Annotated in this window: 27 protein-coding genes; 7 read left to right on the top strand and 20 right to left on the bottom strand. The window is 57.7% G+C overall.

The window, feature by feature from the left end; translation table 11 throughout:
• Positions 1 to 25 precede the first annotated feature (25 nt).
• Positions 26 to 949, top strand: coding sequence for a hypothetical protein (locus tag KI792_03530; GenBank protein MBV6632087.1), 924 nt, complete (start codon positions 26 to 28; stop codon positions 947 to 949).
• Positions 950 to 951: 2 nt separating this feature from the next.
• Here KI792_03530 and KI792_03525 read toward each other — a convergent pair whose 3' ends face one another.
• The 5 genes from KI792_03525 to miaA all read right to left on the bottom strand — a co-directional run bounded on the left by KI792_03525 (position 952) and on the right by miaA (position 6,487).
• Positions 952 to 1,554 carry a hypothetical protein gene (locus KI792_03525; protein MBV6632086.1) on the bottom strand — a complete coding sequence of 201 codons (603 nt, stop codon included), beginning with the start codon at positions 1,552 to 1,554 and terminating at the stop codon, positions 952 to 954.
• Positions 1,555 to 1,577: 23 nt separating this feature from the next.
• Positions 1,578 to 2,597 carry a ketol-acid reductoisomerase gene (gene ilvC, locus KI792_03520; protein ID MBV6632085.1) on the bottom strand — a complete coding sequence of 340 codons (1,020 nt, stop codon included), beginning with the start codon at positions 2,595 to 2,597 and terminating at the stop codon, positions 1,578 to 1,580.
• An 80-nt stretch (positions 2,598 to 2,677) separates the two neighbouring features.
• On the bottom strand, positions 2,678 to 3,208 hold the full coding sequence (gene ilvN / locus KI792_03515) for an acetolactate synthase small subunit (protein ID MBV6632084.1): 531 nt from the start codon (positions 3,206 to 3,208) through the stop codon (positions 2,678 to 2,680).
• 141 nt (positions 3,209 to 3,349) lie between these two features.
• On the bottom strand, positions 3,350 to 5,224 hold the full coding sequence (locus tag KI792_03510; GenBank protein MBV6632083.1) for an acetolactate synthase 3 large subunit: 1,875 nt from the start codon (positions 5,222 to 5,224) through the stop codon (positions 3,350 to 3,352).
• A gap of 252 nt (positions 5,225 to 5,476) precedes the next feature.
• Complete coding sequence (gene miaA, locus KI792_03505; GenBank protein MBV6632082.1) at positions 5,477 to 6,487, bottom strand: tRNA (adenosine(37)-N6)-dimethylallyltransferase MiaA; 1,011 nt, start codon at positions 6,485 to 6,487, stop codon at positions 5,477 to 5,479.
• A 146-nt stretch (positions 6,488 to 6,633) separates the two neighbouring features.
• Between miaA and serB the strand changes: the two genes are divergently transcribed.
• Complete coding sequence (serB, locus tag KI792_03500; protein ID MBV6632081.1) at positions 6,634 to 7,524, top strand: phosphoserine phosphatase SerB; 891 nt, start codon at positions 6,634 to 6,636, stop codon at positions 7,522 to 7,524.
• Here serB and KI792_03495 read toward each other — a convergent pair.
• The 5 genes from KI792_03495 to hflK all read right to left on the bottom strand — a co-directional run bounded on the left by KI792_03495 (position 7,521) and on the right by hflK (position 12,534).
• Positions 7,521 to 7,838 (bottom strand): hypothetical protein, encoded by a 318-nt coding sequence (locus KI792_03495; protein ID MBV6632080.1) that lies wholly within the window; start codon positions 7,836 to 7,838, stop codon positions 7,521 to 7,523. The genes serB and KI792_03495 overlap by 4 nt on opposite strands.
• A gap of 462 nt (positions 7,839 to 8,300) precedes the next feature.
• Positions 8,301 to 9,815 (bottom strand): Do family serine endopeptidase, encoded by a 1,515-nt coding sequence (locus KI792_03490; protein ID MBV6632079.1) that lies wholly within the window; start codon positions 9,813 to 9,815, stop codon positions 8,301 to 8,303.
• A gap of 274 nt (positions 9,816 to 10,089) precedes the next feature.
• Positions 10,090 to 10,299: a DUF2065 domain-containing protein gene (locus KI792_03485; protein ID MBV6632078.1), complete on the bottom strand. Its 210-nt coding sequence runs from the start codon at positions 10,297 to 10,299 to the stop codon at positions 10,090 to 10,092.
• A 76-nt stretch (positions 10,300 to 10,375) separates the two neighbouring features.
• The gene (hflC, locus tag KI792_03480) at positions 10,376 to 11,281 is read right to left on the bottom strand and encodes a protease modulator HflC (GenBank protein ID MBV6632077.1); all 906 of its coding nucleotides are present in this window, start codon (positions 11,279 to 11,281) and stop codon (positions 10,376 to 10,378) included.
• Positions 11,282 to 11,292: 11 nt separating this feature from the next.
• Positions 11,293 to 12,534: an FtsH protease activity modulator HflK gene (gene hflK, locus KI792_03475; protein ID MBV6632076.1), complete on the bottom strand. Its 1,242-nt coding sequence runs from the start codon at positions 12,532 to 12,534 to the stop codon at positions 11,293 to 11,295.
• Positions 12,535 to 12,981: 447 nt separating this feature from the next.
• Here hflK and KI792_03470 point away from each other — a divergent pair, with 447 nt between their 5' ends.
• Together KI792_03470 and KI792_03465 are read left to right on the top strand one after the other, a co-directional pair.
• Entirely contained in the window at positions 12,982 to 13,875 is an 894-nt protein-coding gene (locus tag KI792_03470) for an Mrp/NBP35 family ATP-binding protein (GenBank protein ID MBV6632075.1), read from the top strand.
• A 146-nt stretch (positions 13,876 to 14,021) separates the two neighbouring features.
• Positions 14,022 to 14,756, top strand: a complete 735-nt coding sequence (locus tag KI792_03465) for a porin family protein (GenBank protein ID MBV6632074.1) — start codon at positions 14,022 to 14,024, stop codon at positions 14,754 to 14,756.
• Positions 14,757 to 14,767: 11 nt separating this feature from the next.
• Here the strand turns inward: KI792_03465 and KI792_03460 are convergent, their stop codons facing one another.
• The 4 genes from KI792_03460 to KI792_03445 all read right to left on the bottom strand — a co-directional run bounded on the left by KI792_03460 (position 14,768) and on the right by KI792_03445 (position 18,871).
• Positions 14,768 to 16,348: a hypothetical protein gene (locus KI792_03460; GenBank protein MBV6632073.1), complete on the bottom strand. Its 1,581-nt coding sequence runs from the start codon at positions 16,346 to 16,348 to the stop codon at positions 14,768 to 14,770.
• 1 nt (position 16,349) lies between these two features.
• The gene (locus KI792_03455) at positions 16,350 to 16,997 is read right to left on the bottom strand and encodes a hypothetical protein (GenBank protein ID MBV6632072.1); all 648 of its coding nucleotides are present in this window, start codon (positions 16,995 to 16,997) and stop codon (positions 16,350 to 16,352) included.
• A gap of 119 nt (positions 16,998 to 17,116) precedes the next feature.
• On the bottom strand, positions 17,117 to 17,617 hold the full coding sequence (locus KI792_03450; protein MBV6632071.1) for a fasciclin domain-containing protein: 501 nt from the start codon (positions 17,615 to 17,617) through the stop codon (positions 17,117 to 17,119).
• A 78-nt stretch (positions 17,618 to 17,695) separates the two neighbouring features.
• Positions 17,696 to 18,871, bottom strand: a complete 1,176-nt coding sequence (locus KI792_03445) for a hypothetical protein (protein MBV6632070.1) — start codon at positions 18,869 to 18,871, stop codon at positions 17,696 to 17,698.
• Between the two features lie 413 nt (positions 18,872 to 19,284).
• Between KI792_03445 and KI792_03440 the strand changes: the two genes are divergently transcribed.
• Positions 19,285 to 19,965 (top strand): hypothetical protein, encoded by a 681-nt coding sequence (locus KI792_03440; protein MBV6632069.1) that lies wholly within the window; start codon positions 19,285 to 19,287, stop codon positions 19,963 to 19,965.
• A 36-nt stretch (positions 19,966 to 20,001) separates the two neighbouring features.
• Here the strand turns inward: KI792_03440 and KI792_03435 are convergent, their stop codons facing one another.
• Together KI792_03435 and KI792_03430 are read right to left on the bottom strand one after the other, a co-directional pair.
• Positions 20,002 to 21,126: a hypothetical protein gene (locus tag KI792_03435; protein MBV6632068.1), complete on the bottom strand. Its 1,125-nt coding sequence runs from the start codon at positions 21,124 to 21,126 to the stop codon at positions 20,002 to 20,004.
• A gap of 128 nt (positions 21,127 to 21,254) precedes the next feature.
• Complete coding sequence (locus KI792_03430; GenBank protein ID MBV6632067.1) at positions 21,255 to 22,082, bottom strand: universal stress protein; 828 nt, start codon at positions 22,080 to 22,082, stop codon at positions 21,255 to 21,257.
• Positions 22,083 to 22,245: 163 nt separating this feature from the next.
• On the opposite strand from KI792_03430, the gene KI792_03425 reads away from it, so the two are divergent.
• The gene (locus tag KI792_03425; protein MBV6632066.1) at positions 22,246 to 22,662 is read left to right on the top strand and encodes a VOC family protein; all 417 of its coding nucleotides are present in this window, start codon (positions 22,246 to 22,248) and stop codon (positions 22,660 to 22,662) included.
• Here the strand turns inward: KI792_03425 and KI792_03420 are convergent.
• Together KI792_03420 and KI792_03415 are read right to left on the bottom strand one after the other, a co-directional pair.
• Positions 22,659 to 23,390 carry a YkgJ family cysteine cluster protein gene (locus KI792_03420; GenBank protein MBV6632065.1) on the bottom strand — a complete coding sequence of 244 codons (732 nt, stop codon included), beginning with the start codon at positions 23,388 to 23,390 and terminating at the stop codon, positions 22,659 to 22,661. The genes KI792_03425 and KI792_03420 overlap by 4 nt on opposite strands.
• Before the next feature lie 74 nt (positions 23,391 to 23,464).
• Complete coding sequence (locus tag KI792_03415) at positions 23,465 to 24,019, bottom strand: hypothetical protein (protein MBV6632064.1); 555 nt, start codon at positions 24,017 to 24,019, stop codon at positions 23,465 to 23,467.
• Between the two features lie 251 nt (positions 24,020 to 24,270).
• Here KI792_03415 and KI792_03410 point away from each other — a divergent pair, with 251 nt between their 5' ends.
• Entirely contained in the window at positions 24,271 to 24,417 is a 147-nt protein-coding gene (locus tag KI792_03410; GenBank protein MBV6632063.1) for a hypothetical protein, read from the top strand.
• 104 nt (positions 24,418 to 24,521) lie between these two features.
• Here KI792_03410 and KI792_03405 read toward each other — a convergent pair whose 3' ends face one another.
• Both KI792_03405 and KI792_03400 read right to left on the bottom strand, forming a co-directional pair.
• The gene (locus tag KI792_03405) at positions 24,522 to 25,133 is read right to left on the bottom strand and encodes a transmembrane anchor protein (protein ID MBV6632062.1); all 612 of its coding nucleotides are present in this window, start codon (positions 25,131 to 25,133) and stop codon (positions 24,522 to 24,524) included.
• Positions 25,134 to 25,144: 11 nt separating this feature from the next.
• Positions 25,145 to 25,852: a HupE/UreJ family protein gene (locus KI792_03400; GenBank protein ID MBV6632061.1), complete on the bottom strand. Its 708-nt coding sequence runs from the start codon at positions 25,850 to 25,852 to the stop codon at positions 25,145 to 25,147.
• Between the last annotated feature and the right edge of the window lie 51 nt (positions 25,853 to 25,903).

Here is a 25,903-nt window from a genome sequence, read left to right as displayed (position 1 = left end):
CAGACGAATAGCCAAGCAGCCCGCCATGCGCACCACATCCTCCCTGACCTCCGCCGCAGCAATCGCCTTGTCGATTGCCGCCGGTGCCTTCACCGCCGCTCTGCCAAGCCAGGACGCAGCGGCACAGAGCCGAGCCACCGAAGCACGCCAGCTGCTTCTGCTCTGCCAGGGCCGTGCGGAACAGCCGGAGATGGATCTGGCGCAATGCTCTGCTTATCTGCGGGGCTTCCTTGACCGTGTACTTCAAGAGCAGGTGGCCGGGCGAAAGCCAGAGTTCTGCCCACCGCAAGCCCGTGTATCCGCGCAAACCGCGGCAACCGCCCTAACCCGCCTCGCCTTCCGTGAGCCAGCCGCGTTGGATGAGCCCGCACCAGTGTTCCTGACCCTGGCGCTACAGCGTGCTTTCCCATGCGAGTTTCCAAACTTCACCGGCGCACCGGTTGAGGAGATCCAGCCGGTAAACCCGGTTTCTGTCGCACCACAGCCAGTGACACCGCCGCGCGGCGATGTGATGGCAACGCCGGTCATGACGGACCCAGCCAACCCGGCCTACGTTCAACAGACCGCCTCGGTGCCACAAATCACGGCCGAGCTTGAGGGGCAGACCCTAGCCAACACGCCTAGCGATCTGGTGCAGCCGCTGGCTGGCAACCTGCCACCGGCACGCCCAACAGTGGGCGCCCCGGGCACCGTTGGCCCGGTGACCGATGCACCTGGCTCTAGCCTGCAGCAGAACCGCAATGTTGCCGCCGGCGACATGCGCGTTGCATTGCCACCGCGTACCGGCGACGTACAGGCGGTGCCACTGACCACACCATCGCAACCAATCTCAAAGCCGACCCTGACCACCCTTGGTGAGCTTAATCAGGCGCCGGCCAGTGTTGCCGAACGCACGCCAGAGAAGCTGTTTGGTCGTGTCGGTGAGCGCGAGCAGAGCCTGCAGCAATAGCCCTAACTGTTTGAGATGCCCTCAAAGGGGCCATTGATGCCGGCCAGCACGAGCATGATGGCGCCAATCCATGTGGTCAGCTCAATCAGCGCGACGAAAAACACCGCGATATAGCCAAGCAGTGATGATTTGCGGCGCTCCGTAAGGGCGGTAACCAATGCCGTTTCAAGCATCCCGCCAGGCCGCTCAATCCCAGCTTGGGATGAGACCTGCCGTATCAACCAGGCACGGCCGTAGATGCAAACCCCGCCACAGATACTGATCTTCAGGATATCGGTGGTGAGCAGGATTGGGGCCTCACCCTCAAACATCTGGATGCCGAAGGGAATGCCAAACAACTCACCGGATGGGGCAAACCAATAGCCCAGATAATAGACAGCGAATAGGCCTAGCCAGGCCAGCAACGCTGGCTGGTAGAGCCGCCAATACACCATCCATGAGAGCGGGAAGAAGAAGCCGTAAAGGCTGCGTGACTTGAGCCAGCCATCTTCCTGCTCGACCAACTCAGCATTGATCTTGGTGTAGACCTCTAACGGCTCACCAATAAGGCGGGCGAAGCCATCGCCCCGCCCGCCTTTGGTATTTGTATCAGTTGGTTCAGTCATGGGGTTAAACACATTACCCCAGCTTAGTTCTTGGCTTTGTCGACCAGCTTGTTCTTAGCGATCCAAGGCATCATGCCGCGCAGCTTCTCACCAACCTCTTCGATCTGGTGGGCAGCATGGTTACGACGCGTCGTCTTGAAGCTGGTTTGGCCGACCCGGTTCTCAAGCATCCAATCGCGGGTGAATTTACCCGACTGAATGTCGTCCAGAACCCGCTTCATCTCGGCTTTGGTCTCTTCCGTCACGATCCGTGGGCCGGTGACGTAGTCGCCATATTCAGCGGTGTTGGAGATCGAGTAACGCATGTTGGCGAGGCCGCCTTCATACATCAGATCAACGATCAGCTTCACCTCATGCAAGCACTCGAAATACGCCATCTCTGGTGCGTAGCCGGCTTCAACCAGGGTCTCGAAGCCAGCGGTGATCAGGGCGGACAGGCCACCGCAAAGCACGACCTGCTCACCGAACAGGTCGGTTTCGCACTCTTCCTTGAAGGTGGTCTCAATGATACCGGCACGGCCGCCGCCGATGGCGCTGGCATAAGACAGGCCGAGGTCATGGGCATTACCGGTCGCATCCTGGTGGATGGCGATCAGGGATGGAACGCCACCGCCCTTTTGGTACTCAGAGCGGACCGTGTGGCCTGGGCCCTTAGGGGCAACCATCAGCACATCAATGTCTTTACGTGGCTCAATCAGGCTGAAATGAACGTTGAGACCGTGCGCGAACATTATCGCCGCGCCCTCTTTCATGTTCGGGCCCAGATCGGCGGCATAGATGTCAGCCTGCAGCTCATCCGGCGTCAGCATCATCAGAACATCAGCCCAACCGGCAGCTTCCGCTGGGGTCATGCAGGTGAAGCCTTCAGCCTCAGCCTTCTTGCGGGTTGATGACCCTTCACGCAGAGCAACGCGAACGTCGCCGCAGCCGCTATCGCGCAGGTTCAGTGCGTGTGCGTGGCCCTGGCTACCATAGCCAACGACGCAGATTTTCTTGCCTTTGATCAGGTTCAGATCGGCATCGCGATCGTAGTAAACGCGCATGGTGGATGTCCTCTAACTTACTTGTTTGGTTTTGTTTGATGGCGCCAACGAGCGTCGGCGTTTGGAAGGAATGGTGAGCGTTAGACCCCGGTGGCCCCGCGCGACATGGCGACAGCGCCCGTACGCGATACATCGACAATGCCAAGCGGCGTCATCAGCTGAATGAAGGCCTCAATCTTGTCGGCCTTACCGGTGATTTCGAAGGAGAAGCTCTCAAGCGTGCTGTCGACCACATTGGCCCGGAAGATGTCCGCAACGCGCAAGGCCTCAATCCGCTTATCGCCCTTACCCTTCACCTTGATCAGGCAAAGCTCACGCTCAACGAAGTTGCCCTCTTCCGTGAGGTCATTAACCTTGTGAACGGGGACCAAGCGGCCAAGCTGCGCCTTAATCTGCTCAATCGTGATCGGCGTGCCAATGGTCACGATGGTAATGCGGCTGAGGCCCTTCTTATGGTCAATCTCAGCCACCGTCAGGCTCTCAATATTGTAGCCGCGGCCAGAGAATAGGCCGATGACCCGGCCAAGCACACCAGGCTCGTTATCGACGATGATTGAGAGCGTGTGGCGCTCAATCGCCTCTTCTTCTTGATCGTTCAGGTTGTACGCCATGGCGGAACTATCTGTGAGATGCGGCAGGAGGCGCCGCAAAGGTGGGATGCGTATCGGTTGCAGGGGGTTTACGCGAGAAGCGTAAGCCACCGCAACCGTTTCTAAATCAGGGCTGTTTTGAACCAGCGATGAGCCGCTGGATTAAACGAGCTGTGCACCCTCCGCGTGCTTCTTCTCATCCTGCTTATCGTCAGGGCCGAGCAGAATTTCGTTATGCGCGGCACCGCCCGGGATCATCGGGAAGCAGTTCTCTTCCTTATCGACGCAGATATCAGCGACCACCGGACCGTCATGGGCCAGCATCTCATCAATCACATCGTCCAGCTGATCCACATCCAGGGCGCGAACACCCTTGGCGTGGAAGCTTTCCGCCAGCTTCACAAAGTCTGGCAGCGCCTCGGAATAGCTGTGTGAGTAGCGGGACCCATGCAGCAGCTCCTGCCACTGGCGGACCATGCCCATATACTCGTTATTCAGGATGAATACCTTCACCGGCAGGCGATATTGGGCCAGGGTGCCAAGCTCCTGAATGTTCATCAGGATCGATGCCTCACCCGCCACATCAATGCAAAGCGCATCCGGGAACGCCACCTGTGCACCCATGGCAGCTGGTAGGCCGTAACCCATGGTGCCGAGACCACCAGAGGTCAGCCACTCATTCGGCTTATCAAACGGGATGAACTGGGCCGCCCACATCTGGTGCTGCCCCACCTCGGTGGAGACGATGCGATGTGGGTGATCTTGGGTCTTCTCAACCAGGCGCTGCAGGGCGTATTGCGGCTTAATGATTTTACCGCTCTGCTTGTATTTCAAGCAGTCAATGCCGCGCCATTCCTGGATCTGTTTCCACCAGCCAGCAACCTTGGCCGGGTCTTTCTCATACCCCTTCTTGCGCCAGACGCGGATCATCGCCTCCAGCACATGCTCACAATCACCGATGATCGGCAGGTCAACCTGGATCGCCTTGTTGATTGAGCTTGGGTCGATATCGACATGGATCTTGGTGGAACCGGGTGAGAACTCCGATGTCTTACCCGTGACCCGGTCATCAAACCGCGCGCCGATATTGATCATGACATCGCAGTTATACATGGCAAGGTTTGCCTCGTAGGTGCCATGCATGCCCAGCATCCCAAGATGCTGCGGATCGGTCATCGGATAGGCGCCCAGCCCCATCAGGGTCGAGGTGCACGGATAACCGGTCATCTTGACGAACTCGGTCAGCAACTCAGCCGCGCGTGGGCCGGAATTGATGACGCCGCCACCGGTGTAGAAGATTGGGCGCTTTGCTTTGGCGATCAGATCGACCGCGCGTTCCACCCGCTTATCCTCCGGCGTGTAACGCGGCTGATAGGTGCGGTGCACGATCTCTTCCGGGGCAACGTAAGTGCCCTCAGCAAACTGCACATCCTTTGGCAGGTCGACGACAACTGGGCCAGGGCGGCCAGTGCGCGCGACATAGAATGCCTCATGCATGACACGGGCGAGCTTATCTGCGTCTTTGACCAGATAGTTATGCTTGGTACATGGGCGGGTAATGCCGGTGGTGTCACATTCCTGGAAGGCATCGCTGCCGATCAGATGGGTTGGCACCTGGCCGGTCAGGCAGACCAGCGGAATGCTGTCCATCATGGCATCGGTCAGGCCGGTCACCGCATTGGTAGCACCGGGACCGGAGGTGACGAGGACACAGCCAACCTTACCAGTTGACCGGGCATAACCCTCGGCTGCGTGCACCGCCGCCTGCTCATGACGTACCAGGACGTGCTTAATGTGGTTCTGTTTGAAGAGCGCATCATAAATCGGCAGCACCGCCCCGCCAGGGTAGCCGAAAATAGTATCGACCCCTTGGTCGACGAGGGCCCGTAGAACGATCTCCGCACCGGTCATGGTCTCGGATTGCGTGACAGCCGAGGCAGCACCAGCTTTAGCTTTGCTGTCGGTATTCGCGGCGGTCTGTGAGGCTGGAGGGGCCGTGGTCACTTGGCCCGCCTCATTGATCGTCTGTTGGGACATTGTCTTCAGTTCGCTCCAAATAATGCGTTGTTTCTGTTGGTACCGCCTTGCTCATCAACACAGCCTCTTGCGATCCAATGGTGCGGTTTGCCTGGCGGGGAAACCGGCAACATGGACCACAACAGGTTGGGCCTTGAGACGACACCGCTCTGTTGGAAACCACGATTGACCGAAAAGGGCAGGAATACTGACATTTATGGCCGAATCGCGACTAATCGCAACTATAGTGCAGCGCAAAATAGGGTCAACAGATTATTGAATAAAATTTTCAATCTGCGCCCATAAACTTTCCGAAAGTTGCGCGCCCTCGACATGGCTGACCTGCATTTGCTGAGCATGTCGCCCAGTATTCCGCTTGCCTGTGCTGATATCTGTTGGACCTAACTGATTGCGAAACCAGGTAAATTGGCGTTTTGCGTAGTGCCGCGTCGCCTGCTGACCTGAGGTGATCGCGGTTTCCAAATCGGTCTCGCCCTCGATATAGGCGCGCAACTCCGGCACCCCGACCGCACGCAGTAGCATCGTATGTTCTGGTGGATCCATGGCGAGGAAGGCCCGAACCTCATCCACGCCACCCTTTGCCGCCATCATGGCAAAGCGGGCATCAATCTCCCGATACAGACCCGCCCGGGCCGGCATGATCACCATGGCAAAGAAGCGAAGATGGGCGGGTGGCGGTTCGGGTGCAAGCGCCTGCCAATCAGCTAGCGACTGGCCCGTTGCCTGCAACACGGCCCAAGCCCGGGCCACACGCTGCGCATCGGTTGAGCGCAGCTTCGACGCCATTACCGGATCACGGGCCTTAAGGGCCGCATGGACGGCCTCTACCCCCTCTTCCTCAACCCGCTGCCTGGTTTCCGCTGCAACGGTTGGGGGCACAGGTGGGATTGGCGATAGCCCCTCCAGCAGCGCCTTCAGATAGAAGCCAGTACCACCGGTTAGGATCGGGATCTTGCCCCGGTCATGGGCAGCGGAGATTTCCTCAAGTGCCATGCGCCGCCAATCAGCGGCCGAATTGCTGTCGGTTGCCGCCAACACCCCATAGAGGCGATGGGGAACCCAGGACATATCAGCCTCACTAGGCCGCGCTGTAATCAGCCGAAGCTCACGGTAGAGCTGCATACTGTCGGCATTGATCACAACACCGCCGACCTGCTCAGCGATCTTCATCGCCAAGCCAGACTTACCACTGGCGGTGGGCCCCGCCACGATGAGCACGGGTTTGGTGTCGACCTTAGTCGTATTTTGACGCTTGGTTGGCATAGGCCCTGTTGATTAAAGCGGCTTCGCAGCAACGACAAGCCGTACGCGTGCAAGGGCGGAACAAGAGCGATGCCGATCGGGCCTCGACGCGCCCCGGCAACTGCGTTATGGCCACCTACTCCAGATCCCGTCACACAAAGAAGCCAATGAGCACGCACGTCCTAACCCTGGTCGCCCACCAATCCCTATATAAGGGAGAGGTAGAGCGCGTCACTGATAGCCTTAAGGGGCTCGATATCTCCATTGGTGAGATCGAGTGGCTAGCTGCGGATAAAGCGTGCGACATCTATTTTGAGCGTGGGCAAGAAGGCGAGGTCGAGCGTGCTGCCGAACAGGCCCTTCAAGGCGCAAAGGTTGATTGCTTTGCCCAGGTGGCAGAGGGCCGTCGCAAGTCCCTCCTGCTAGCCGATATGGACAGCACCATCATAGCCGAGGAAAGCCTGGACGAGCTGGCCGGGTTCCTAGGGCTGAAAGAGAAGATCGCTGCAATTACTGCCCGTGCCATGGCCGGCGAACTGGATTTTGAGGCCGCGGTCACCGAGCGCGTTGGCCTGCTTGAAGGGCTAGCCGAGAGTGCCATCCTCGAAGCGGTTGATGAGATGACCATTAACCCCGGCGCCAAAGAGTTGGTCGCGACGATGAAGGCGAATGGCGCCGAGTGTTATCTGGTTTCTGGCGGGTTTGAGCATTTCACCGGCGCGGTTGCGGCCCAGCTTGGCTTTGATGGCCACCAAGGGAACCGCCTGGAAATCGCAGACGGCAAGATGACCGGTCGGATTTCAGGCGAAATCCGCAATCAAGAGGCAAAGCTGGTTACCCTAAAGGAGAAGGCATTAGCCCTTGGCATCGATCTCGCCGCCACCATGACCGTCGGTGATGGTGCTAACGATGTAGCGATGCTTCAGGCCGCCGGTGCCGGTGTCGCTTACCACGCGAAGCCAGTGGCCGCCGCCGCCGCCCGCTTCCGGGTGCAACACACAGACCTAAGCAGCCTGCTGTTCATTCAGGGGTACAAGGCCGTGGACTTCGCCTCTTAGTCGCGCTTGATGTAAAGCCGCCGGACGAGTCCCAAACTAATGGATGAAATAAGGTACGCGCCGGTTGGGATCAGCGCGTGCATCCAGGCTGGCTGGACATCGAGATAGGTGAGATAGGTGAGATAGGTTACAGCGCCAGCAAAGGTAAGACCGGCGATTAAAACACGCCGCAGAAGGCTGGTTTCCCAGTTTTTATCTGCCTCAACCCGTTGGTTACGGGCTTCAAGCGCATCGAGCCTGGTTTCTATGGCTCGCAGTTGATCGGCCTGGTCAGTCGCGATTGGCCGATCAACATCATCGATTTCAGGTGTCAAAAGTGGATGCCGAAATTACGGGGTCGAAGTCCGCAGGCAATTGACCACGCTTTTAACTTTTTGACCAGCACGCCACATGCTCACGCGGGCGGCTTCAAACTCCAGATTTGGGTCGCTGCCATTCAACATTTGGGACAGGCCAGCATAAACAGCGGCGACACCATCAGTGACTTTAGCGCCCCAGCTTTTCTTGCCTTCGGGACCACTTGGGAGAACTGTTGGAGAGAGATTTGGCAAATTAAGGCTCCTTTAGAAAGAGCGCCCTGACGATTGCTCATTAGTGAACAATCAGCGCTGTATCTTTAGGATTGAAGCGCTATTAGAAAGAACAAATCCAAATCGATCAAAGACTAACGAAAATCGACATGGATCGCGGAAGCGATATTTAATGCACAAGAAAAGGGCCCAGCAGCGAACCACTGAGCCCTTAAACTTTCGGCAATTGGCAAGAAACCGACGGCCCTATCCCTGGTCGATATCAACCGCGATGAAGCGCAGCTGACCTTCACGATCAACCAGCATCAACACCTTGCCACGACCTTTGTTGCGGGCCTCGCGGACCATATCGGCCACGTCTTCTGGCGTGCTGACGCTTTGCTGGTTCACCTCAACGATGACATCGCCGGTTTGCAGGTCTTTCTCAGCCGCCGGGCCATTGTCATCGATTGCAGTGATCACAACGCCGTCCAACTCTTCGGACAACTCGAACCGGTCCCGAAGACGGGGCGAGATTGCGCTCAAAGAAAGGCCAAGGCCTTCCAGGGCATCCGCATCGTCCGGCACTGCAGGATCACCATTGCCGGCATCGCCAGTACTGACATCAAGCAGGCCAGCCTCTTCAGCCGCTTCCAACTCACCTAATTCAACATTCAGGCGCTGACGCTCACCATTCCGCCAAACGACAACGGGAACCGTCTCACCGATGCGGGTCTCCGCCACGATACGCGGCAGGCGGCGCATATCCTCAACCTCTTTACCGTCGAAGGTTAAGATAATGTCGCCTTGCTCAATCTTCGCGTCCTCTGCCGGGCCATCGGGGGTCACTTGGGCCACCAGGGCGCCACGTGCCTCATCAAGCCCCAGGCTCTCAGCGATATCGTCGGTTACCTGCTGGATGCGAACACCCAACCAGCCGCGCTTTGTGCGGCCAAACTCAATCAGCTGATCAATAACTGGCCGCGCAAGGTTAGCGGGAATGGCGAAGCCGATACCAACTGAGCCACCGGAGGGTGAGAAGATCGCCGTGTTAATGCCGATCACACCGCCATCGATGTTAAACATCGGGCCACCGGAGTTACCCCGGTTGATCGAGGCATCGGTCTGCAAGAAGTCATCGTAAGGCCCCGCGTTAATGTCACGGGCGCGGGCAGAGATAATGCCAGCGGTCACTGTGCCACCTAGGCCAAATGGGTTACCGATGGCCAAGACCCAGTCGCCAACGCGCATTACATCACTATCACCGAAGGGCACCTCAACCAGCTCATGCTCATCTGGGTCAACGCGTAAGACAGCCAGATCGGTCTTCGGATCACGGCCAACCAACTCAGCCTCAAGCCGCGTATCATCGGCGAAAATCACGCTGATCTCTTCAGCATCGGCGATCACGTGGTTATTGGTCACCACATAGCCATTCTTGGCATCAATCACGAAGCCGGAGCCCAGGGACGTGGCCTGGCGGTTCCGGTTGCCTCGATTGCCCTGCTGGCGCTCAAAGAAGTCACGGAAGAACTCCTCAAACGGGGTGCCCGGCGGAAGGTTTGGGATGTCCGGCATGGACGGACCATCGCCACCACCAACACTCTGGGTTGTTGAGATATTCACCACCGACGGCAGCAACCGTTCGGCCAAATCGGCAAAGCTATCTGGCGTACCCCGAGCTTCTGCCATGGGGGCCAAGCTTGGTGGCGCCTGAATAGCCAGGGCCAATACCAAGGCAACGGCCACGGCGAATGGGCGAATATGCAGTGGAGAACGCATGGGCGAAAGACGCATGAAAAGTCCTTATTTGCTCTCTTAAACTTGCCGCTTTGGGGATCCGCAAAGCGGCCTTACCAAATACGACAGTCTTGTTTCCTAACCCTGTCTGACCGGTATTACGGCCAGCGACATGCAGTAGATGACATGGGCCGTCGGGTGGCAACCAACAATAGCATGAGCAGCAATTGATCGGTCACATTCAGGAGATGGGAAAAACCCGGCGAGATTAGGGCGGATTGGCGCGACAAACAGCCCCGAACAAGGCAAACGCGGGCTAACTTCCGCCCAGATAATTCCCCATTAGCCACAGAACACAGACCGCCAGGGTGACTGCAATCATGCCCATTAGGCGCAACGCCTCATTCGGCAGGCTTAGCATCTGGCGCATCGCGTTGCGCATGGCATCAGGAAAGAGGGCGTAGGCCACCCCTTCCAACAACATCACCAGCGCAATCGCCTTCAGAACATCTGCGAAGTCTAACACCAGCCAAATCCACCATGCCTGTGCCTGAAAACAAAACGGGGCGCCAATGACGCCCCGTTTGCCTAATCTGATGAGATCAGTTCGATTGGCGACTGAGGTTAGGCAGGCCCTCAAGACCGCCATCAATGTCACCAAAGAACTTAAAGAAGTCGCTGTCCGGTGAGAGCAGCAGCGTGGTGCTGCTATCGCTCAATGCCTTCCGATACGCCTCAAGGCTGCGATAGAACGCGTAGAACTCTGGATCCTTATCGAATGCGTCAGCGTAGATCCGAATGGCGGTTTGGTCGCCCTCACCGCGGGTGATCTCGGCATCACGTTGGGCTTCAGCCTCAATTACCGTCACTTCACGATCAGCACGGGAGCGGATCTGTTGGGACAGTTCCTCACCTTGTGCACGGAACTCAGCGGCTTCCCGCTCACGCTCTGAGCGCATTCGCTGATAGATCGCTTCACTGGTCTCTTCCGGCAGATCAGCGCGGCGGATCCGAACATCCACAATCTCGATACCAAGATCACGGGCTTCATCCTGCACCCGGTCTTTAATCTGGGTCATCATCTCGACCCGCTCTTCAGAGAGCAGATCAACCAAGGTTGCATTACCCAGCGTGCTCCGCAGCGCACCGTTAACGAAGTTGTTCAGACGCTGTTGGGCGTTCTGTTCAAACGTCACGGCCTGGAAGAAGGTCAGGGGATCTTCGATGCGATAGCGAGCGAAGGTATCAATCAGCAAACGCTTCTGATCAGCCAGCAGCACCGGCTCAACCGGTGGGTCGAGATCGAGGATTCGATCTTCATAGTAGACCACGTTCTGAATGAACGGGATTTTGAAGTGGAGACCAGGATCCTGGATGGTGCGCTTATGCTCACCAAACTGCAGAACCAGTGCTTGCTCACGTTCTGTGACCGTGAATGCGGCGGTGTAGATAACCGAGGCAGCAATAGCTGCGATCACACCAACGGTAACCAATAGCTTGTTATTCATTGTCCGTGCCCTCAGTTACCAGCGCGCTGTTGCGCATTACGATTGAGCTGATCAAGCGGCAGGTATGGGACGACACCGCCGCCACCACCGCCGCCACCGGCACCATTCTCAACAATCACCTTATTGGAATTGGCCAGGACCTCTTCCAGCGTCTCAAGGTAGAGACGACGCAGGGTGACGTCCTTTGACTCAGTATAGGCTTGCAGGATCTGGTTGAAACGCTCGGCATCACCACGTGCCTTCGCCTCGATCTGTTGGCGATAGGCTTGTGCCTCTTGCGTTAGGCGCTCAGCCGTACCACGGGCCCGTGGGATAATATCGTTGCGATAGGCCTCCGCCTCGTTCCGTGCCCGCTCCCGGTCAGCCCGGGCCCGTTGCACGTCATCGAAGGCGTCAATCACAGCGCCAGGTGCTTTCACATCCTGCAGCTGGACCGTGGTGATCTCCACGCCCGCCTCGTAGCTATCGAGCAGCTCTTGAGTTATCTCGCGGGTTTGAACCTCAATCTCACTACGCGCCTCAGTCAGGGCGAGTTGCAGATCGGTCCGGCCGATCACCTCACGCATCGCACTCTCAGCCGCGCGTTGCACGGTCTGGTCGGGACGACGAATGTTGAACAGGAAGTCGCGGGCATCGCTGATCCGCCACTGAACGGCGAAGTCGATATCGATGATGTTCTCATCACCGGTGAGCATAAGGCTCTCTTCCGGCACATCGGTGTACTGGCCAGCACGCTGGGTATTCCGGGTGCTGGTGAAGGTACGCGGCGCACCACCGGTTGAGCGGAACCCAATCTCAAGCGTGTTGACCCGGGTTACCCTTGGCTTCTCAACTGTCTCAATCGGGAATGGAAAAGCATAGTGCAGGCCCGGTGGTGTGGTTCGGTTCCACTCACCAAAGCGCAGGACGACGCCATTCTCATCAGGCTGGACCCGGTAGAAACCGGTTGCGGCCCAAAGCGCCACCAAAATGATGCCGATCACGGCAATGCCGCGACCACCGCCAAAACCGCCGGGAACCGCTTGTTTGAAGCGATCTTGGCCCTTGCGGAAGATATCTTCTAGATCAGGTGGTGTGCCGGGACCGCCACTTGGGCGATTACCGCCGCCGGGGCCGCCATTGCCGCCACCGCCAGTTGGGCGCCCCCATGGGCTGCCACCGTTGCCACTACCTTTATTACCGCCACCGCCGCTGGGTGGGTTACCCCAGGGGCCACCGGATCCGCCGGAGCCACCTTGATTGTTCCATGGCATCGCCATTCAATCCTTTTTGTTAAAACCGACCAGATGATCTGGCTGGCCAGCTTCTTCACCTCACCGGTTGCGGCCTCAACAAAACCGTTAAGACGCTATGGTGATCGTGGGAAAACCTGTGTAGGTCACACCGGACCTATATGGAACGGTCGTGGCAATATCAATTGCTTGGCCCGCATTTTTCCGCAATCGAGAGGCATGATGACCCAGCCAACCGCCGATAATCTGCGCAGCCTGATTGAGGGTTTGAGCGTTGGTGAGCCATCTCGTCCCATCACAGAAGTTGCGGCAATTGACGGCCTGCAAATCGAAGACGAAGGCCAGAATGGCGCAATCGTGCGGGTCTCACTCGCGATCAATCCAGAAGACGGTCCAATCTTAGAAACGGCGCGGCAGGCGGTTGAAGCGGCCCTAAACAGCGCCGATGGCATTGCCCAGGCCCAGGTCATGCTGACCCGCCAAAAGGCTGGTAAGAAACCTGCCCCGCAAGCGGCGCAACCAGCATCAACGCAAGCGCCAGCCGGTGATGGCACCCTCGCCTTCCCCAATGTCCGCCATATCATCGCGGTTGGCAGTGGTAAGGGCGGCGTTGGCAAATCAACCGTGGCCATGAACCTAGCGGCGGCCTGGCAGCGGCTCGGCTGGACCGTCGGCCTGATGGATGCGGATATCTATGGCCCGTCAGTACCAACCCTAACCGGGATGGATGGCCGCCCAGACCTAACGGAAGACAAGCGTATCGCGCCGATGGATGCCGACGGCATTCGAACCATGTCCATCGGCAATATGACCAAGCCAGGCCAGGCGTTGGTTTGGCGCGGCCCAATGGTTCAGGGTGCCCTGATGCAAATGCTGCGCGATGTGGAATGGGGCAGCCTGGACGCGTTGATCATCGACCTGCCCCCCGGCACTGGCGATGTTCAGCTGACCCTGTCCCAACGCCTGAAACTCACCGGTGCGGTGATCGTCTCAACGCCTCAGGATCTAGCGCTTATCGACGCCAGGCGGGCCATGGCCATGTTTGAGCGGGTCGCCGTCCCAGTCCTGGGGCTGATTGAGAATATGAGCGTGTTCTGCTGCCCCAGCTGTGGTCATGAGAGCCATATCTTCGGCCATGGCGGTGCCGCCAGTGAGGCAGAGGCGCAGGGCCTGCCATTCCTCGGCGAGGTGCCATTGACCATGCCGCTTCGGGAACTGGCCGATCAGGGCAAGAGCATCGTTCGCGAACTGCCTGAGGACCCGGCGACCGAGAGCATGATGGCGGTCGCCAGCACCCTTCAAGCAGCACTGGATGATCCAGCCCGGACCACTCGAAAGCCGCCAAACATTGTGTGGCGCTGACGACGGGGCAATTAGCCCCCACAAGGGATGAGATGTGTACGCGGCTACAGAATTTTTGGGAAAACTGGGCCTACGCGTTGTGTTTCTGGGCGTTTGGCGCTAACTAGCGCTGTCGATTTCGAGCTTTATTCAATCCGATTACGCCCGTGACACGTTTCATTTCACGCCCAGCGCGCCAGGCATTTTCGTTGGCGACCGCCCTGCTATCCCTGACCTTCCTCGCCGCCCCAGAACAGGCGCAGGCTGAGGAGTTCGCCTGGTCACAGGACCGTTTCTACATCGCTGGCCGTGCGATGCTCGGCTTCCACGATAATGACACCCCACGCATCACCGGCATCACAGATCCCGGCATTGTTGATGAGACGTCAGATTCGGTCATCGTGGGCGGCCAGATTGCAATTGGCTACACATTGAGCGAAACCCTGCCGATCCGGTTGGAGGCCGATTACACCTACCGTTTCCGCCATGATGTGGACACCCGCGCCTTTGGCCCGGAACAGATTTACAACGCCGATGTGGAGAGCCACACCGGCTCAATCGCCGCCTATTACGACTTCACGCTGCATGAGTTTGAAACCGCCTCACCATTGAAGCTTAGCGTTGGTGGTGGCTTCGGCTTTGCCCAGCATGAGATCGATGGCCTGTTCATCTTCCCCACCGGCGGTATTCTGGAAGAGAACTCCCGGGATGAGACCAGCTTCATCTGGCACCTAAGCGCCGGGATTAACTTCCCGATCTATAAGGGCCTGACCGGTGATCTGATCTATCGCTACAGCGATCTAGGTGAGATTGAGACCGCAGCCTTTGCCAGCGGCGCGGTGCTTGAGGCAGATGACTTCATCTCCCACGATATCTTCATCGGGCTCCGCTACAACTTCTAGGTTCCACCGCCCTACCAGGCCGTGAAATCGATGTTGAACAAGGCATAGCGCCGGATTGCCGCGCCGACCGGATACATGTGCCGTTCCACCTGAATCGTATAGTGAATTGGCACCTCGACGGCGGCGCCAAACTGCGCGCCCGTGGCATCGGCAAGCGCTTGATAGGCCTGACTATCGATGATTGGATTGGGCTCCTGATACACCCAGATGCTGGCCAGGATCACCGCCAGGGTTGGCAGGCCGACGGCCCAGCGGCGTGGCATCACCAGGACAAGAAAAAAGCCAGCAACTTTAATGACATGGGCCAGTGCGCCGATAACCGAGAAGGCCAAGGCCATGGGCGGAATAACGGTCCATTTCCGGGCATTCTCTGACCGCTTACCCCAGGCTTTGTTATCAATCCGCAGCGTATAATCACGAAGTGCATCCCGCTCAAGCTCGAGTATGTAGCTAAGCAGCGGGGCATGCACCAAACTGGCCAAATCCCGTACTGATATTTTTGGGGTCAAGATGGGCGGTGGGCGCTTCTCAAGTCGCTCATGATCAATCCCCCAATCAGCCCAAATCGTCTCTAAGGTTGCTGGATGACGGAAGAAACCGGCTCTGCCCAAATCGGGTGAAATTCTGCGCCATTCGGGCTTGAACCGATGCTGATCCTCCCAGCGTTCCCGGGCTTGCTCCATATACCGGTCGCGAACCGCGCGCCGGAAACCAGCTTGATCATCGAGGGCCCAGCTGTCCGGCACATCGAGCCCCTGGCGGCGCAAGGTGGTCCGGACCCGTCTATGATGGCGGGTCGACGCATCCAAGCGATTACGGCGCATATCCCGTTGATAGCGCCCCCAGGCCGTCTCAAAAGCGGCATCGATATCGGCGGCATCGGGGTCGACAACTGGGCGTCTCGCCTCATCATAGCGTTGATAAAGCTCTTCCAGCCCCTCAGCGATTTCTGGCCAATGCTCCTCGGCAAACTGGGCTGGAGTGCCCAGGCATGGGATGGGCATCATGCCCTCAACATCCTCCTCACAATCGAGGATCAGTGAGCGTCGAATGGCATTATCCAGGATCGGCTCAATCTCCGCTTCAATCGACTGGCTGCCCAGCGCCAACATCGGAAACATTGCCATGAAAGAGAGGCCGGTCGGTGTGCGTAACACCTCCGCTGATAGGTCGAGGGACTTGATCTCAATATGTCCCTCACGAACCAAGTCGGTTGCCCGCACCAGAACCATGGCCCGGTTGGTCTGCTCCAGATCCATCGTGGTGACAGCAGTCGCAACAATGACCTCCTGGATCACCCACACAACGACGATGCTTAAGATCAGCGTGACCGGTATCAAGACACCTTTAAGCGCGCGGGACCAATCGCGTTTTACCAACCAGCCAATAATGAACAAGGCGACGGCAATGCCGCTCAGGCTACGGCCCACCGCTTCGACACGGTTTAGCTGATCCTCACTAATCCGGCTGCCGGCCAGCTCAAGCAGCTGTGCGGCGAAGGCAAGCTCTGTCACCAGGTAGAGCAGGCTGCACCAGAACAGGATCGGCAGCCCCTTGGCAATCTTTGGGCGGGTTGCCCCGTGGCGCCTCAACCTATTCAATCTCGAGACGACCAATGGGCGGAACCTCGAATGGTTGGGCTGGAGATGCTGGCCGGGCCGTGGCAGACGCACCAGGGTCAATATTAGGGTCCGGCTTAGCCCCCGGCAATGGCGCGGGCGCCAGCCCTTGATCCAGCAGCGCCACCCGATCTGGATAGATGGCATAAACCGGCCGATCGGTTGCTGTTTCTAACAAACCAACGGGGTCGCCAGAGTTATCACGGCGCAGGATGCTTAACTGGGTTTTGCAGTCGCCGAGCTTGTAAAACTGTGGGGTTGGCTGGGTGGCTAAAACGCCAATGTAACCCCGCTCACAACCACCGCTTCGATACTCGATGACAGTGAAATCAACAGGCCCGGCGGTGCTTGGCACATCATCACTGAAGCTGGCGGTTAGCTCTTCACCGGGCATGTTGAACTCACCCACACTCGGTAGACGCACCACAAAGCCGCCGCCCTCGCGGGCATAGGCCCAACCAGGGCCGATGCTGGTCATGAACTCAACATCGGCGTCCTGTGGCACAGCGCTGACGCCTCCATACTCTGCCCCCGTCCCGCCTGAGCGCACGACGGTACAGGCGCCAAGCAGTAGGAGAGCCGGAACAGATAACAGCTTGATGGTAGGGGCGTTGCGTGACATGGGCGGAGCATATCGCGATGCCTCCAGAACAACAGCATCTGCGATACAGCCAAAAACAAACAGGGCCACCACCGGTCCCGACCGGCAACAGCCCTGTTAACCTGATTAGCCCAAGTGGCTTAGCCCTTCGGCAGGATCACCTTATCGATGACGTGGATCACACCATTGGTGGTGGTGATATCGGTCTGAATCACCTTCGCGCCATCAACGGTCACCTTGCCGTTCTTGACCTCGATATCAACAGACTGGCCCTGAACCGTCTCCGCCTCATCAAGCTTCACCACATCAGATGCGGTCACCGCGCCAGGGACCACATGGTAGGTCAGAACCGCAATCAGCTGATCCTTGTTCTCTGGCTTCAACAGCATTTCAACGGTTCCATCAGGCAGGGCGGCGAACGCCTCATCCGTTGGGGCAAAGACCGTGAATGGGCCCGGGCTCTTAAGCGTCTCAACCAGGTCGGCGGCCTTAACCGCGGCAACCAGGGTCGTGAAGGAGGCATTGCTGGCGGCGACATCAACGATGTCGGCGGCCTTTGCCGGTAGGGCCGAAAGCGCGGTCGTCGCAGCAAGGGCGGCGGCAATGGCTAGTGATTTGATGGTCATGGTCATCATCTCCATTGAGGGATTTTTAGAAGTTGGAGTGATGCCCCGCGATGTTGTTTTGATCGTTTACGCGGGTAGGTCACCAACGGTTCTCTAATATAAAAATTTTTTGTCCACTAGGCGCCCTCGCGCCCCCAAATCCCGGCGAATCTCAGCCTCATCGGTTTTAGGGCCATCGGGCTTATCCATCGGATGGGGTTGCCCACGGCCATTGGGATAGACCGCAATCTCAGCAAGGCGTGTCACCGCACTCACCCGGTTATCTAGGCGCGCAATGCTGCTTAACCAATTTGGGTTTAAGCCAACCCCCTCAACCTGGCCGGGCAAGGCATCGTTGGCGGCGGACCGTTGTGCCGGGTGATCATAGAGCATGATCGAGATTTCTGGCCGTTCGGGATGATTGTCAAACATATCGGCCTTGGCCCGCCCGGCCTCTTCGGCAGTGAACATGCTGTGTTCAATCTCGGCCCCATCAGCATCAAGGGAGGTGACGGTAGCGTAATCCACACTTCGCCCCAATTGGCTCACCGTGTAGGCCATGGCATCCAGCGCCTTGGCCCCGGATGAAAACTCAAACAAAACGCCGTCGCCCTTGCCGCGCTTTAACTCCATGACCCAGCCGGACTCTTCATTCGGGTAGATGGAGACAACTGGCACTGCCTTTGGATCAATGGCGATAAAGCCATCCATGCTGCCGGAATTTCGCTCAAACAGCTCTGGCTGCAAGATTATCATCCCACCGCGTTTGGCGATCTCTGCCACTTCCTTGGCAATGGCACCGCGACGCCCCTCGGCCATCCTTAGGTCTAGCGCCCAGACCCGGTCCTGCTCATCAATCGCCTGAACTGACAGGTTCTTCATGCCTGGCTTCGGATCAATTGGCTCATCATCATTGAGGACCAACGTATCGATACGGGCGATGCCATTGCGATCAACCTCAATCTCTCCCGTCTCCTCATTCACATAGAGACGGTTATGGGATTGGGTTTTGGGATCGGTGGCAGGGTAGTTGCGGCCGCGCCAAATCTCTTCATGGCTGGCTAGGGGGGAAATCATCTCCGCCCCGCGCAGCTGCGGCCCTAGACCATGGGGCAGAACCAGAACCGCCGGCATCACCACCTGGCCGTGATCAGGAATGCTCGCGCCATCATCCAGGAACTGGCTGCGCCGGTTGCGTGGAATTTCAGTCAGAACACCATAGCTGCCTGGCGCATCATCCTCTGGCGGGCCATCACCAAATGGGTCCGAATTGTCGGGGTTGTTGGACATGCTGTAGGGCGGGCGTGATCAGTGTTGAACGCTTGTATTCTGAAGCTTGCGCCTAAGGAGCGAAAGAAAAAACGCGAATCCTATTTACGATACGCCCGACCAACCCGGCCCGTAAGATCATCGTTTCCGCAATATGAACAGTTAGGCATTCAATTCCGTATTTTTTCCGATTTTTGTTTAAGTTTCGAAAACAATTGGACCTCCAAAAAACCATATCTTTCTATTTAAAAACAATACCCTAGAAAGATTTTTGGCCGCACCACGCGATCACAGCCCGCTTTGCCACTTTCATCAACATCGCTCATACCCGGATCAAGCGAGGCGCGCGGCGTATTAACTAATAAGAACACAACGCGTCGCAACCGCCCTCGCGCTCTTGAATAAGACTTCGATAACAAGACCAAAGAGCCCCCATGCGCCTGACCGCCAGAAACCGAAACGACGTTGAAGCAGCGCTTCAGAACTCTGCCCAATATCGTGATGTTGCCATCTCTGTTGAAGCCATCCGCCCCGACACGCCTGAGGCATACCTGACCGAGGCACGGCACGCGCTGCAATCGGCGATCATGCCTAGAGTTGGTGAGCGCCCGAACGAAACCCCGGTTCGCCGTCAGCGGGAAATGATCCGCGCCCTCGACCTACTCGGCCGGGCTGCGGTTGGGATGGGTGAACAGAACCCAATCGTTCAACAGAAAGCACTCGCGGTTGGCGGCCATTTGGTTGACCCAAGCCAAACCCCTGAAGCCGCTGTCACGGCCAAAAGCCAAAGCATCGCCGCCGCCATGACCAAGCCGGTTAAGGCCAATGACGCCTTCTTTGATAAGCGGTTCGTGGACCATGTGCGGGCCACGCTGAGCGACATCAACGACATCGAAGCGTCACTCAATGTGAACGGCCCATCGATGACGAGCCAGGCTCTAGCAATTCAAGCCACCGGCGCCCTTCGTGCTGCTGCTTATGCCCATGAGGCCGCGAATGAGGGCGCAAGCTTAAGCGCGCGGATGACGGAGATTGAATTCGTTGCCCTTCGTGAAGGCGCCCCAGAGCCGCCACACCACACCGCGGCACCAGACCCTAGCCGCCCGAAGATGTAATCGGGCGGCATCTGGCTTCAATTCAAACTGTCTGATTTACGCTTTGGGTGCGACCGGCGGCTCCGCCGGTGCTGCCACGCCCATGTCCAGCGGGTGCGGATCGGACCGGCCAACCGGATAGATCATCTGATCAACCACGGCGCGCGTGCCTTCAATTGAGGCTGATGGCTGTGGCCTGTTGAACTTAATCCAATCCGGCTCCAGGACCACATCGCCAACAACCTTTGGCAGGTCCGGGGCGTTCCCCAAAATGGCTGAGAAGTGCACCGTCTCCACCGCGGGCAATTCTGGTGCTTCGGCAGTGCCGTCCAGATCTGGCTCATCCAGATCGAACTGACGTGACCGGCCATCTTCCAAGTCATGATAGAACGCATTCAGCCTGGTGACTGGCCGCCCTAAGCCTTGCAGGACATCATTCATCGCATCGATGGCGTCGGCTGCACGATCAAACTGGTAGCCGTGGCTGGCATCCTCATGATGCTCCAACACCATGGCCCACCCCTCACCACTCGGATGCGGCAGTACGTCGACACGGCTTACGGTTTCGGGGCGTACGGCCAGCAATTCCGGTGTCTCGGCAGCATTCTCTTGCCAGATGGTTGGCTGCAGAACTTCCATCTCACCCTGCTGGGCGAGGGTGCGCATAAAGCCGGTCAAGCTGCCCAACTGCCGTTCTGGCGTGATGACATGCATCAGCCAGGTGGTCTGTTCGGCATCCACCATGCGCATCAGGAACTGCTGTTGCCCTGGCTGAAGCTCATCACCCGGGCTCTCATGACGATCTAGGGCAAAGGATTGCAGCTCGACCACATCATCATCGATGGCGAGCACCAGGCGGCCATTATCTGCGGTGAAGCCAAGACGCGCGACGGCTTCATAACCGGCCGCCTCATTGCTATCGGCGATGATCGCGGTCATCACCTCTTGGCCGGTGCTATCTGCGGAAACAGCCGTGCCGTTAAGGAACTGGGCGGGCAGGTCGCCATCGTTTAGTACCAAGGCGACGGTCTCTAAACCCTGGCCGCCTATACCAAACTCCGAACCATCATTGGTTTTCAGGTCCTCGGCGTCATCCCACTCATCAGGATCGTCGTAAGGATCGGCAACCACGGGTGCCTCATCCTCATCATCCCAACCGTTATCATCATCCGACGCAGCCATGACGCCCTCGCGACTATCGGGTGACCGAATACTCGGTCAGCTCAAGCGTCTGGTTTGGCAGGGTTTGTTGAAAGCAACACACCCGAAAGCCAAGAAGCTGTCGAAAACTTGCTAGTTGGTAGCGGGTATCAGGCGCTGATTGGCTTGATCACCAGCACGTCGCAAGGGGGCGCGTTAAGGATGTCCTCGGCCACACTGCCCCAAATCGCACGGGAGAAGGTGCCGCGGCCATGGGTGGCGATGACCAACAAATCGGCCTGTTGTTGATGGCAAACCTGGCGCAGGGCATCAGCAGGATCGCCGGCCACGATATGGCTGCTGACCTCGTCGCCAACCGTTTCAGTTAGATCGGCCAGCTGACCCTTAATGAACGCGTCGATTTCCAGCTGCCGTTGATAGGCCACGTCCTCGGCCAAATCTGCGCCCGCAAGGCCGGTAAATGGCGGGTGGAACGCATGGACCAGATGCAGCATGGCATCCGGGGCGATGACCCGGGCCTGGTCCAGTGCAAGTTGTGAGAAGACGGAGAAGTCGATGCCAACAACGACCCGGCGATAGGCGGCATCAGCAGCCCCCGTAACCAACAGGGTTGGCGTCATGGTCCCGGCGATTGAACGGCCCGCAGTGGTCCAACGAAAGGCGCGCGCCTTGTTGCGATCGGCATCATCCGCGCCATGAACGCCATAGACCAGCAGGTCGCAATCATCACCGTTTGCCGCGCCCATAATCACATCGGCCGGGACACCCTGCTTTACACTCAGCGGCAGCTTGCTGCCGGTTGATGACCACGTGCTCTCCGCCCACTCAACGGCATGATCGCGGTAGCTACCCGGCAGGTTGCCATCAATGGCGTGCAGGGCCACGGCACTTGTCTTCATCTGGTCGGCCAGCATGGTTGCCCGGGCAACGGCGTAGTCGGATCGTGCACTCAAATCAGTTGCAACAGTGATGGCCATGGATCATCCCTCATCAAGCTGAAGTTTTGTTTGATTACCGACACTTGGAACCCAGCGCCGACAGATACTCAGATGTAAGAAGCGGCAAGCCTAATGCAATATGCACCGGCTTCGATTATCGATGTAATTCACTAAGCCCAGCGAAACTAAGAGACACCCAACCATGATCATCCCCAATCTTAAGGTCGCCGACATGGCCCGTTCCCTGGCGTTCTACTGCAATACGCTTGGGCTGACGCTCAACATGGCGGTCACACCTGACCGTGAGCTGAAAACCGATGGCGGATATGAGGGCGTGGTGTTTGCCGATCTGGGTTGGGATGGCGCACGGCTCATGCTGCAAGAAGCTGAGAGCCTGGCGTCTGAGCTGCCCGGCTGTGATGCAGCGGCGGCACCGAACCGGACCAACGTCATTTACTTCGCTGGCTTTGACCATAAGGCCGTGCTGGACCGCCTTGATCCGGCGCACATCGTCAAAGACCCAGCGCTGCAATGGTATGGGATGATGGAGCTGTATCTACAGGACCCTGACGGCCACATCATCTGCCTCGCGCACCCTGAGGGTGAGCCACCAGCCTAAGCGGCGAGCCGCTCGTTCAATGCGGCCAGAACGGCAACCGACAAGGTCTGCTGATCAGCAGGTAAACCCTGCGCCGTCGCGGCGTCTTCCAGAACCTTGGTGGCGATCCCATAGAACCCAACCAGCGTTGGTTGTTGGTCAATCTCGGCATTGGTCTGCCCACCAAACGCCATGGCATCGCATTGCGGGCGAGAGCTTGAGGTAAAGGACCGGCAAGACAGGGGGCGCACCGGATAAATTCGGCAGGAACGGTCCTCCCCTAACATTGGACATGGGTTGCGATAGCCAAAGCCGCTTGGGTCGGCAACACGCTCTTTCTCGGCAGCTACGGCGAGGTCTTCTTTAAGCGAGGCCAGCTGATCCTCACTGAAATGATTGATCACATAATCGGCGATTAGCTCAGCAAAGCCAGGCGGCATCTTCACATATAGATGGCAACAGGCATGGCATGAACGCGCACAATCCAAGGTTGGTTGGTTGGGCATGTTGGCGCGGAATGCAGTGGCGGCGGCATCCACACTATCCGCGACTTTGGATGCGGCATCTGCAAGCGTCCCCGCGTTATGGGCCACGCTTCGCAGCGTTTGCTCAAGCGCCGGGAAAAGCCGCTCGAAGTCTTTGCTGACGGTCTGCATTTGTTGGCCAAGCTGGGCAATACCATCCCGCAGCTGCGCGGCCTCTATTGGCAGGCCATTGGCACCATTATCTGCAGTTGGTTGCTCGCCCATAAACGTCCGTTATTGCTTGATCGAAGAGTGGATTTGGCAAGCAAGGCGGATGCCAGTCACCAGAAACACTGGCGTTAGCCACTGCGATTGATATCGCGCCGAACATCGCGCGGCAGGTGATCGGTGATATCCCGCCAATCGATGCCAAACTCCCCCATCACACCGGGGATGAAGTGTTTGACCTCGGGATGCTTGGCGATGAAACCGGGCAAAGCACCTGCGATGCCCTCATAGATCGCGTCGCGCTGAGACAGGGAAAAACGTTTCAGACCGTCCTCTACCCCGCGTCTGGTTTTGGCAAGTTGCTGGCGCTGCTGGGCGGTTAGCTGGCCCTTCAGCATATCCAGCATCTCATTGGCCTCATCGACACTGCGCACTTGGCCCAGCAGTTGTTTGACCGTCTCAATATCTGTCGCGCCTAGCGCGCTCAGGGCATCAGGCGGGATCTCAACCGTCTCTAACGTCCGGAACACCCAGCCCATGGCCCATTGAACCAGGACGGAAGCCGCCGCCGCCTCGGCGGTGCCCGATGCTTCCTGCGCATGGGAAGGTTTCACCGCACCAATCACCGGGGCCGCTGTAAGCATTGGAACCAACAAAAAGACGGCAAGCCGAGCCGATAGGGACATCAGATAGCTCTCAAAAAGATGGTCCGGTCAGGATAGCGACGAAGCACGGCCAACACACCCATTTCAGATCTCTGACCCCATCACGTCTAGGTGGGGCCGCGCACAGAAAAGCGGATGAAAATTAAGAAACACCGTTCATCCACCAAGAAAGCCATATTTGCCACTTTTTCGCCTTATTTTGGATTGACTGCACCAACCAACCCATTAGGTCTACAGCCACCCAAACCCCACCACTGATGATGGAGATGGCAATGAAGAGGTTCTCAAGCGGACCTGAAGGTGCTCGTGACGATAAACCGAAGGCAACCACCGACGAGACTGTCGGCCTGGACGCACTAGGCGCTGAACGCCCTAAGGCAAAGACCGAACAACGACGCGTCCCTGGCGCGGTTATGTAAGGTACTGAACAACGACTTTGTTGCGCCTATCTCCCCAGGCGGAAACCAAAACAACGGCCCTGCCATTCGGTGGGGCCGTTGTTGGTTTTAAGGCTCAACGATTTCTATCTGACGACTTCGCTATACATCCCGCGCAGTCTCAAGGTGACGGTCACAGGGCTCTTATCGCGGTTACGCCAGAACCAGCCATGCTCACCAGGGAATGGTGCCTCAATCCAACCGTTGCCGGCCGTCTCCCCTCGCCCCTTCTCATAGGTGATTGATTGTCCATCACCATGGGCGTGCAGATCAAAATTGATCCGCCCACCACTCGCGACCCAGTCGTACTCAGCCAGGTCTTCGTGCGCCATGACCATCTTGACCTCGGTTGAGGCGCCCGGCTCTAACGTGAAGGTTATCGTATCCTGCCAAGCATCCTGGGCATAAGCCGTGCTGACAAACAGCCCCAGCACACCATCCCATAAGCTCGACCGTTGATCTGATTGTTGGTGCAGCAGGCGATCTTGCGCTGCCTCCTCCTCCAGCTCTTGCTTAATCTCCCCCATCTCGGTCAGGCCGAGAACGCCACCAATTCCAGTGGGGTCAACGCCGTATTCGGCCGGTAGCACGACAGCCACCAGAATTGCGACAGCGCCAATAAAGGCAATAATCGTTGAGCGAAGCAGCTGTGCCGAGCTTGGCAACTCCTCCAGGCTGGGTTTCTCCGTGTTGAACATCGTCATCAACCTCAAGAACTAAAGACGTAACCGGCGAGCTGGTAGCCGGTCAGCACAAAACCAAGGAACATCATCACCACATTGGCCGTATAGGCCTGGCGGAAGAACGCCGCTGATCGACGCCAATACCCCATGACAATCAAGATCACCGCCAGGGCCAGGATCTGACCGATCTCAACGCCAACATTGAAGGCAAGCAGGTTGGGCAACAACCCTTCCTCAGCGATCTGATAATCCAGGATCTTGGTGGCAAGGCCAGTTCCATGGAACAGACCAAAGATCAGTGTCGCGGCCTTCGTATTGGGCTGAAAGCCGAACCAACGCTGATAGGCGCCAAGATTGTCGAGCGCCTTGTAGACGACCGACAGACCAATAATGGCATCGATGATGAAGGCATTCACGCCCCAGCCAAACCAGACACCGGCCAGCATGGTGATCGAGTGGCCAATGGCGAAAAGGCTGACATAGATCGCCACATCTTTCATCCGATAGAGGAAGAAAACGACGCCCAGCAGAAACAGAATGTGGTCGTAGCCGGTAACCATATGCTTCGCCCCCAGATAGGCGAAGGGGATTAGGTGCACACCCCAGATCTCTTGGATGTATCCGGCATCACCAGGCGTCACATTGTGCGCCAAGGCGGTGCCCATGCTTAACAGCCCAACAAGAAGAACCGCGAATGCGCCAAGCCCTGAAAAACAGAGAGCTTTGGGTTTCATAATCGTGATTGCTGATTTCTCAGTGATTACCGGCACCCAGTAGATGCACCA

The sequence above is a fragment of the Alphaproteobacteria bacterium SS10 genome, assembly GCA_019192455.1.
Lineage (GTDB): Bacteria > Pseudomonadota > Alphaproteobacteria > TMED2 > TMED2 > TMED2.
This window is presented reverse-complemented; position numbering and strand designations above follow the sequence as displayed.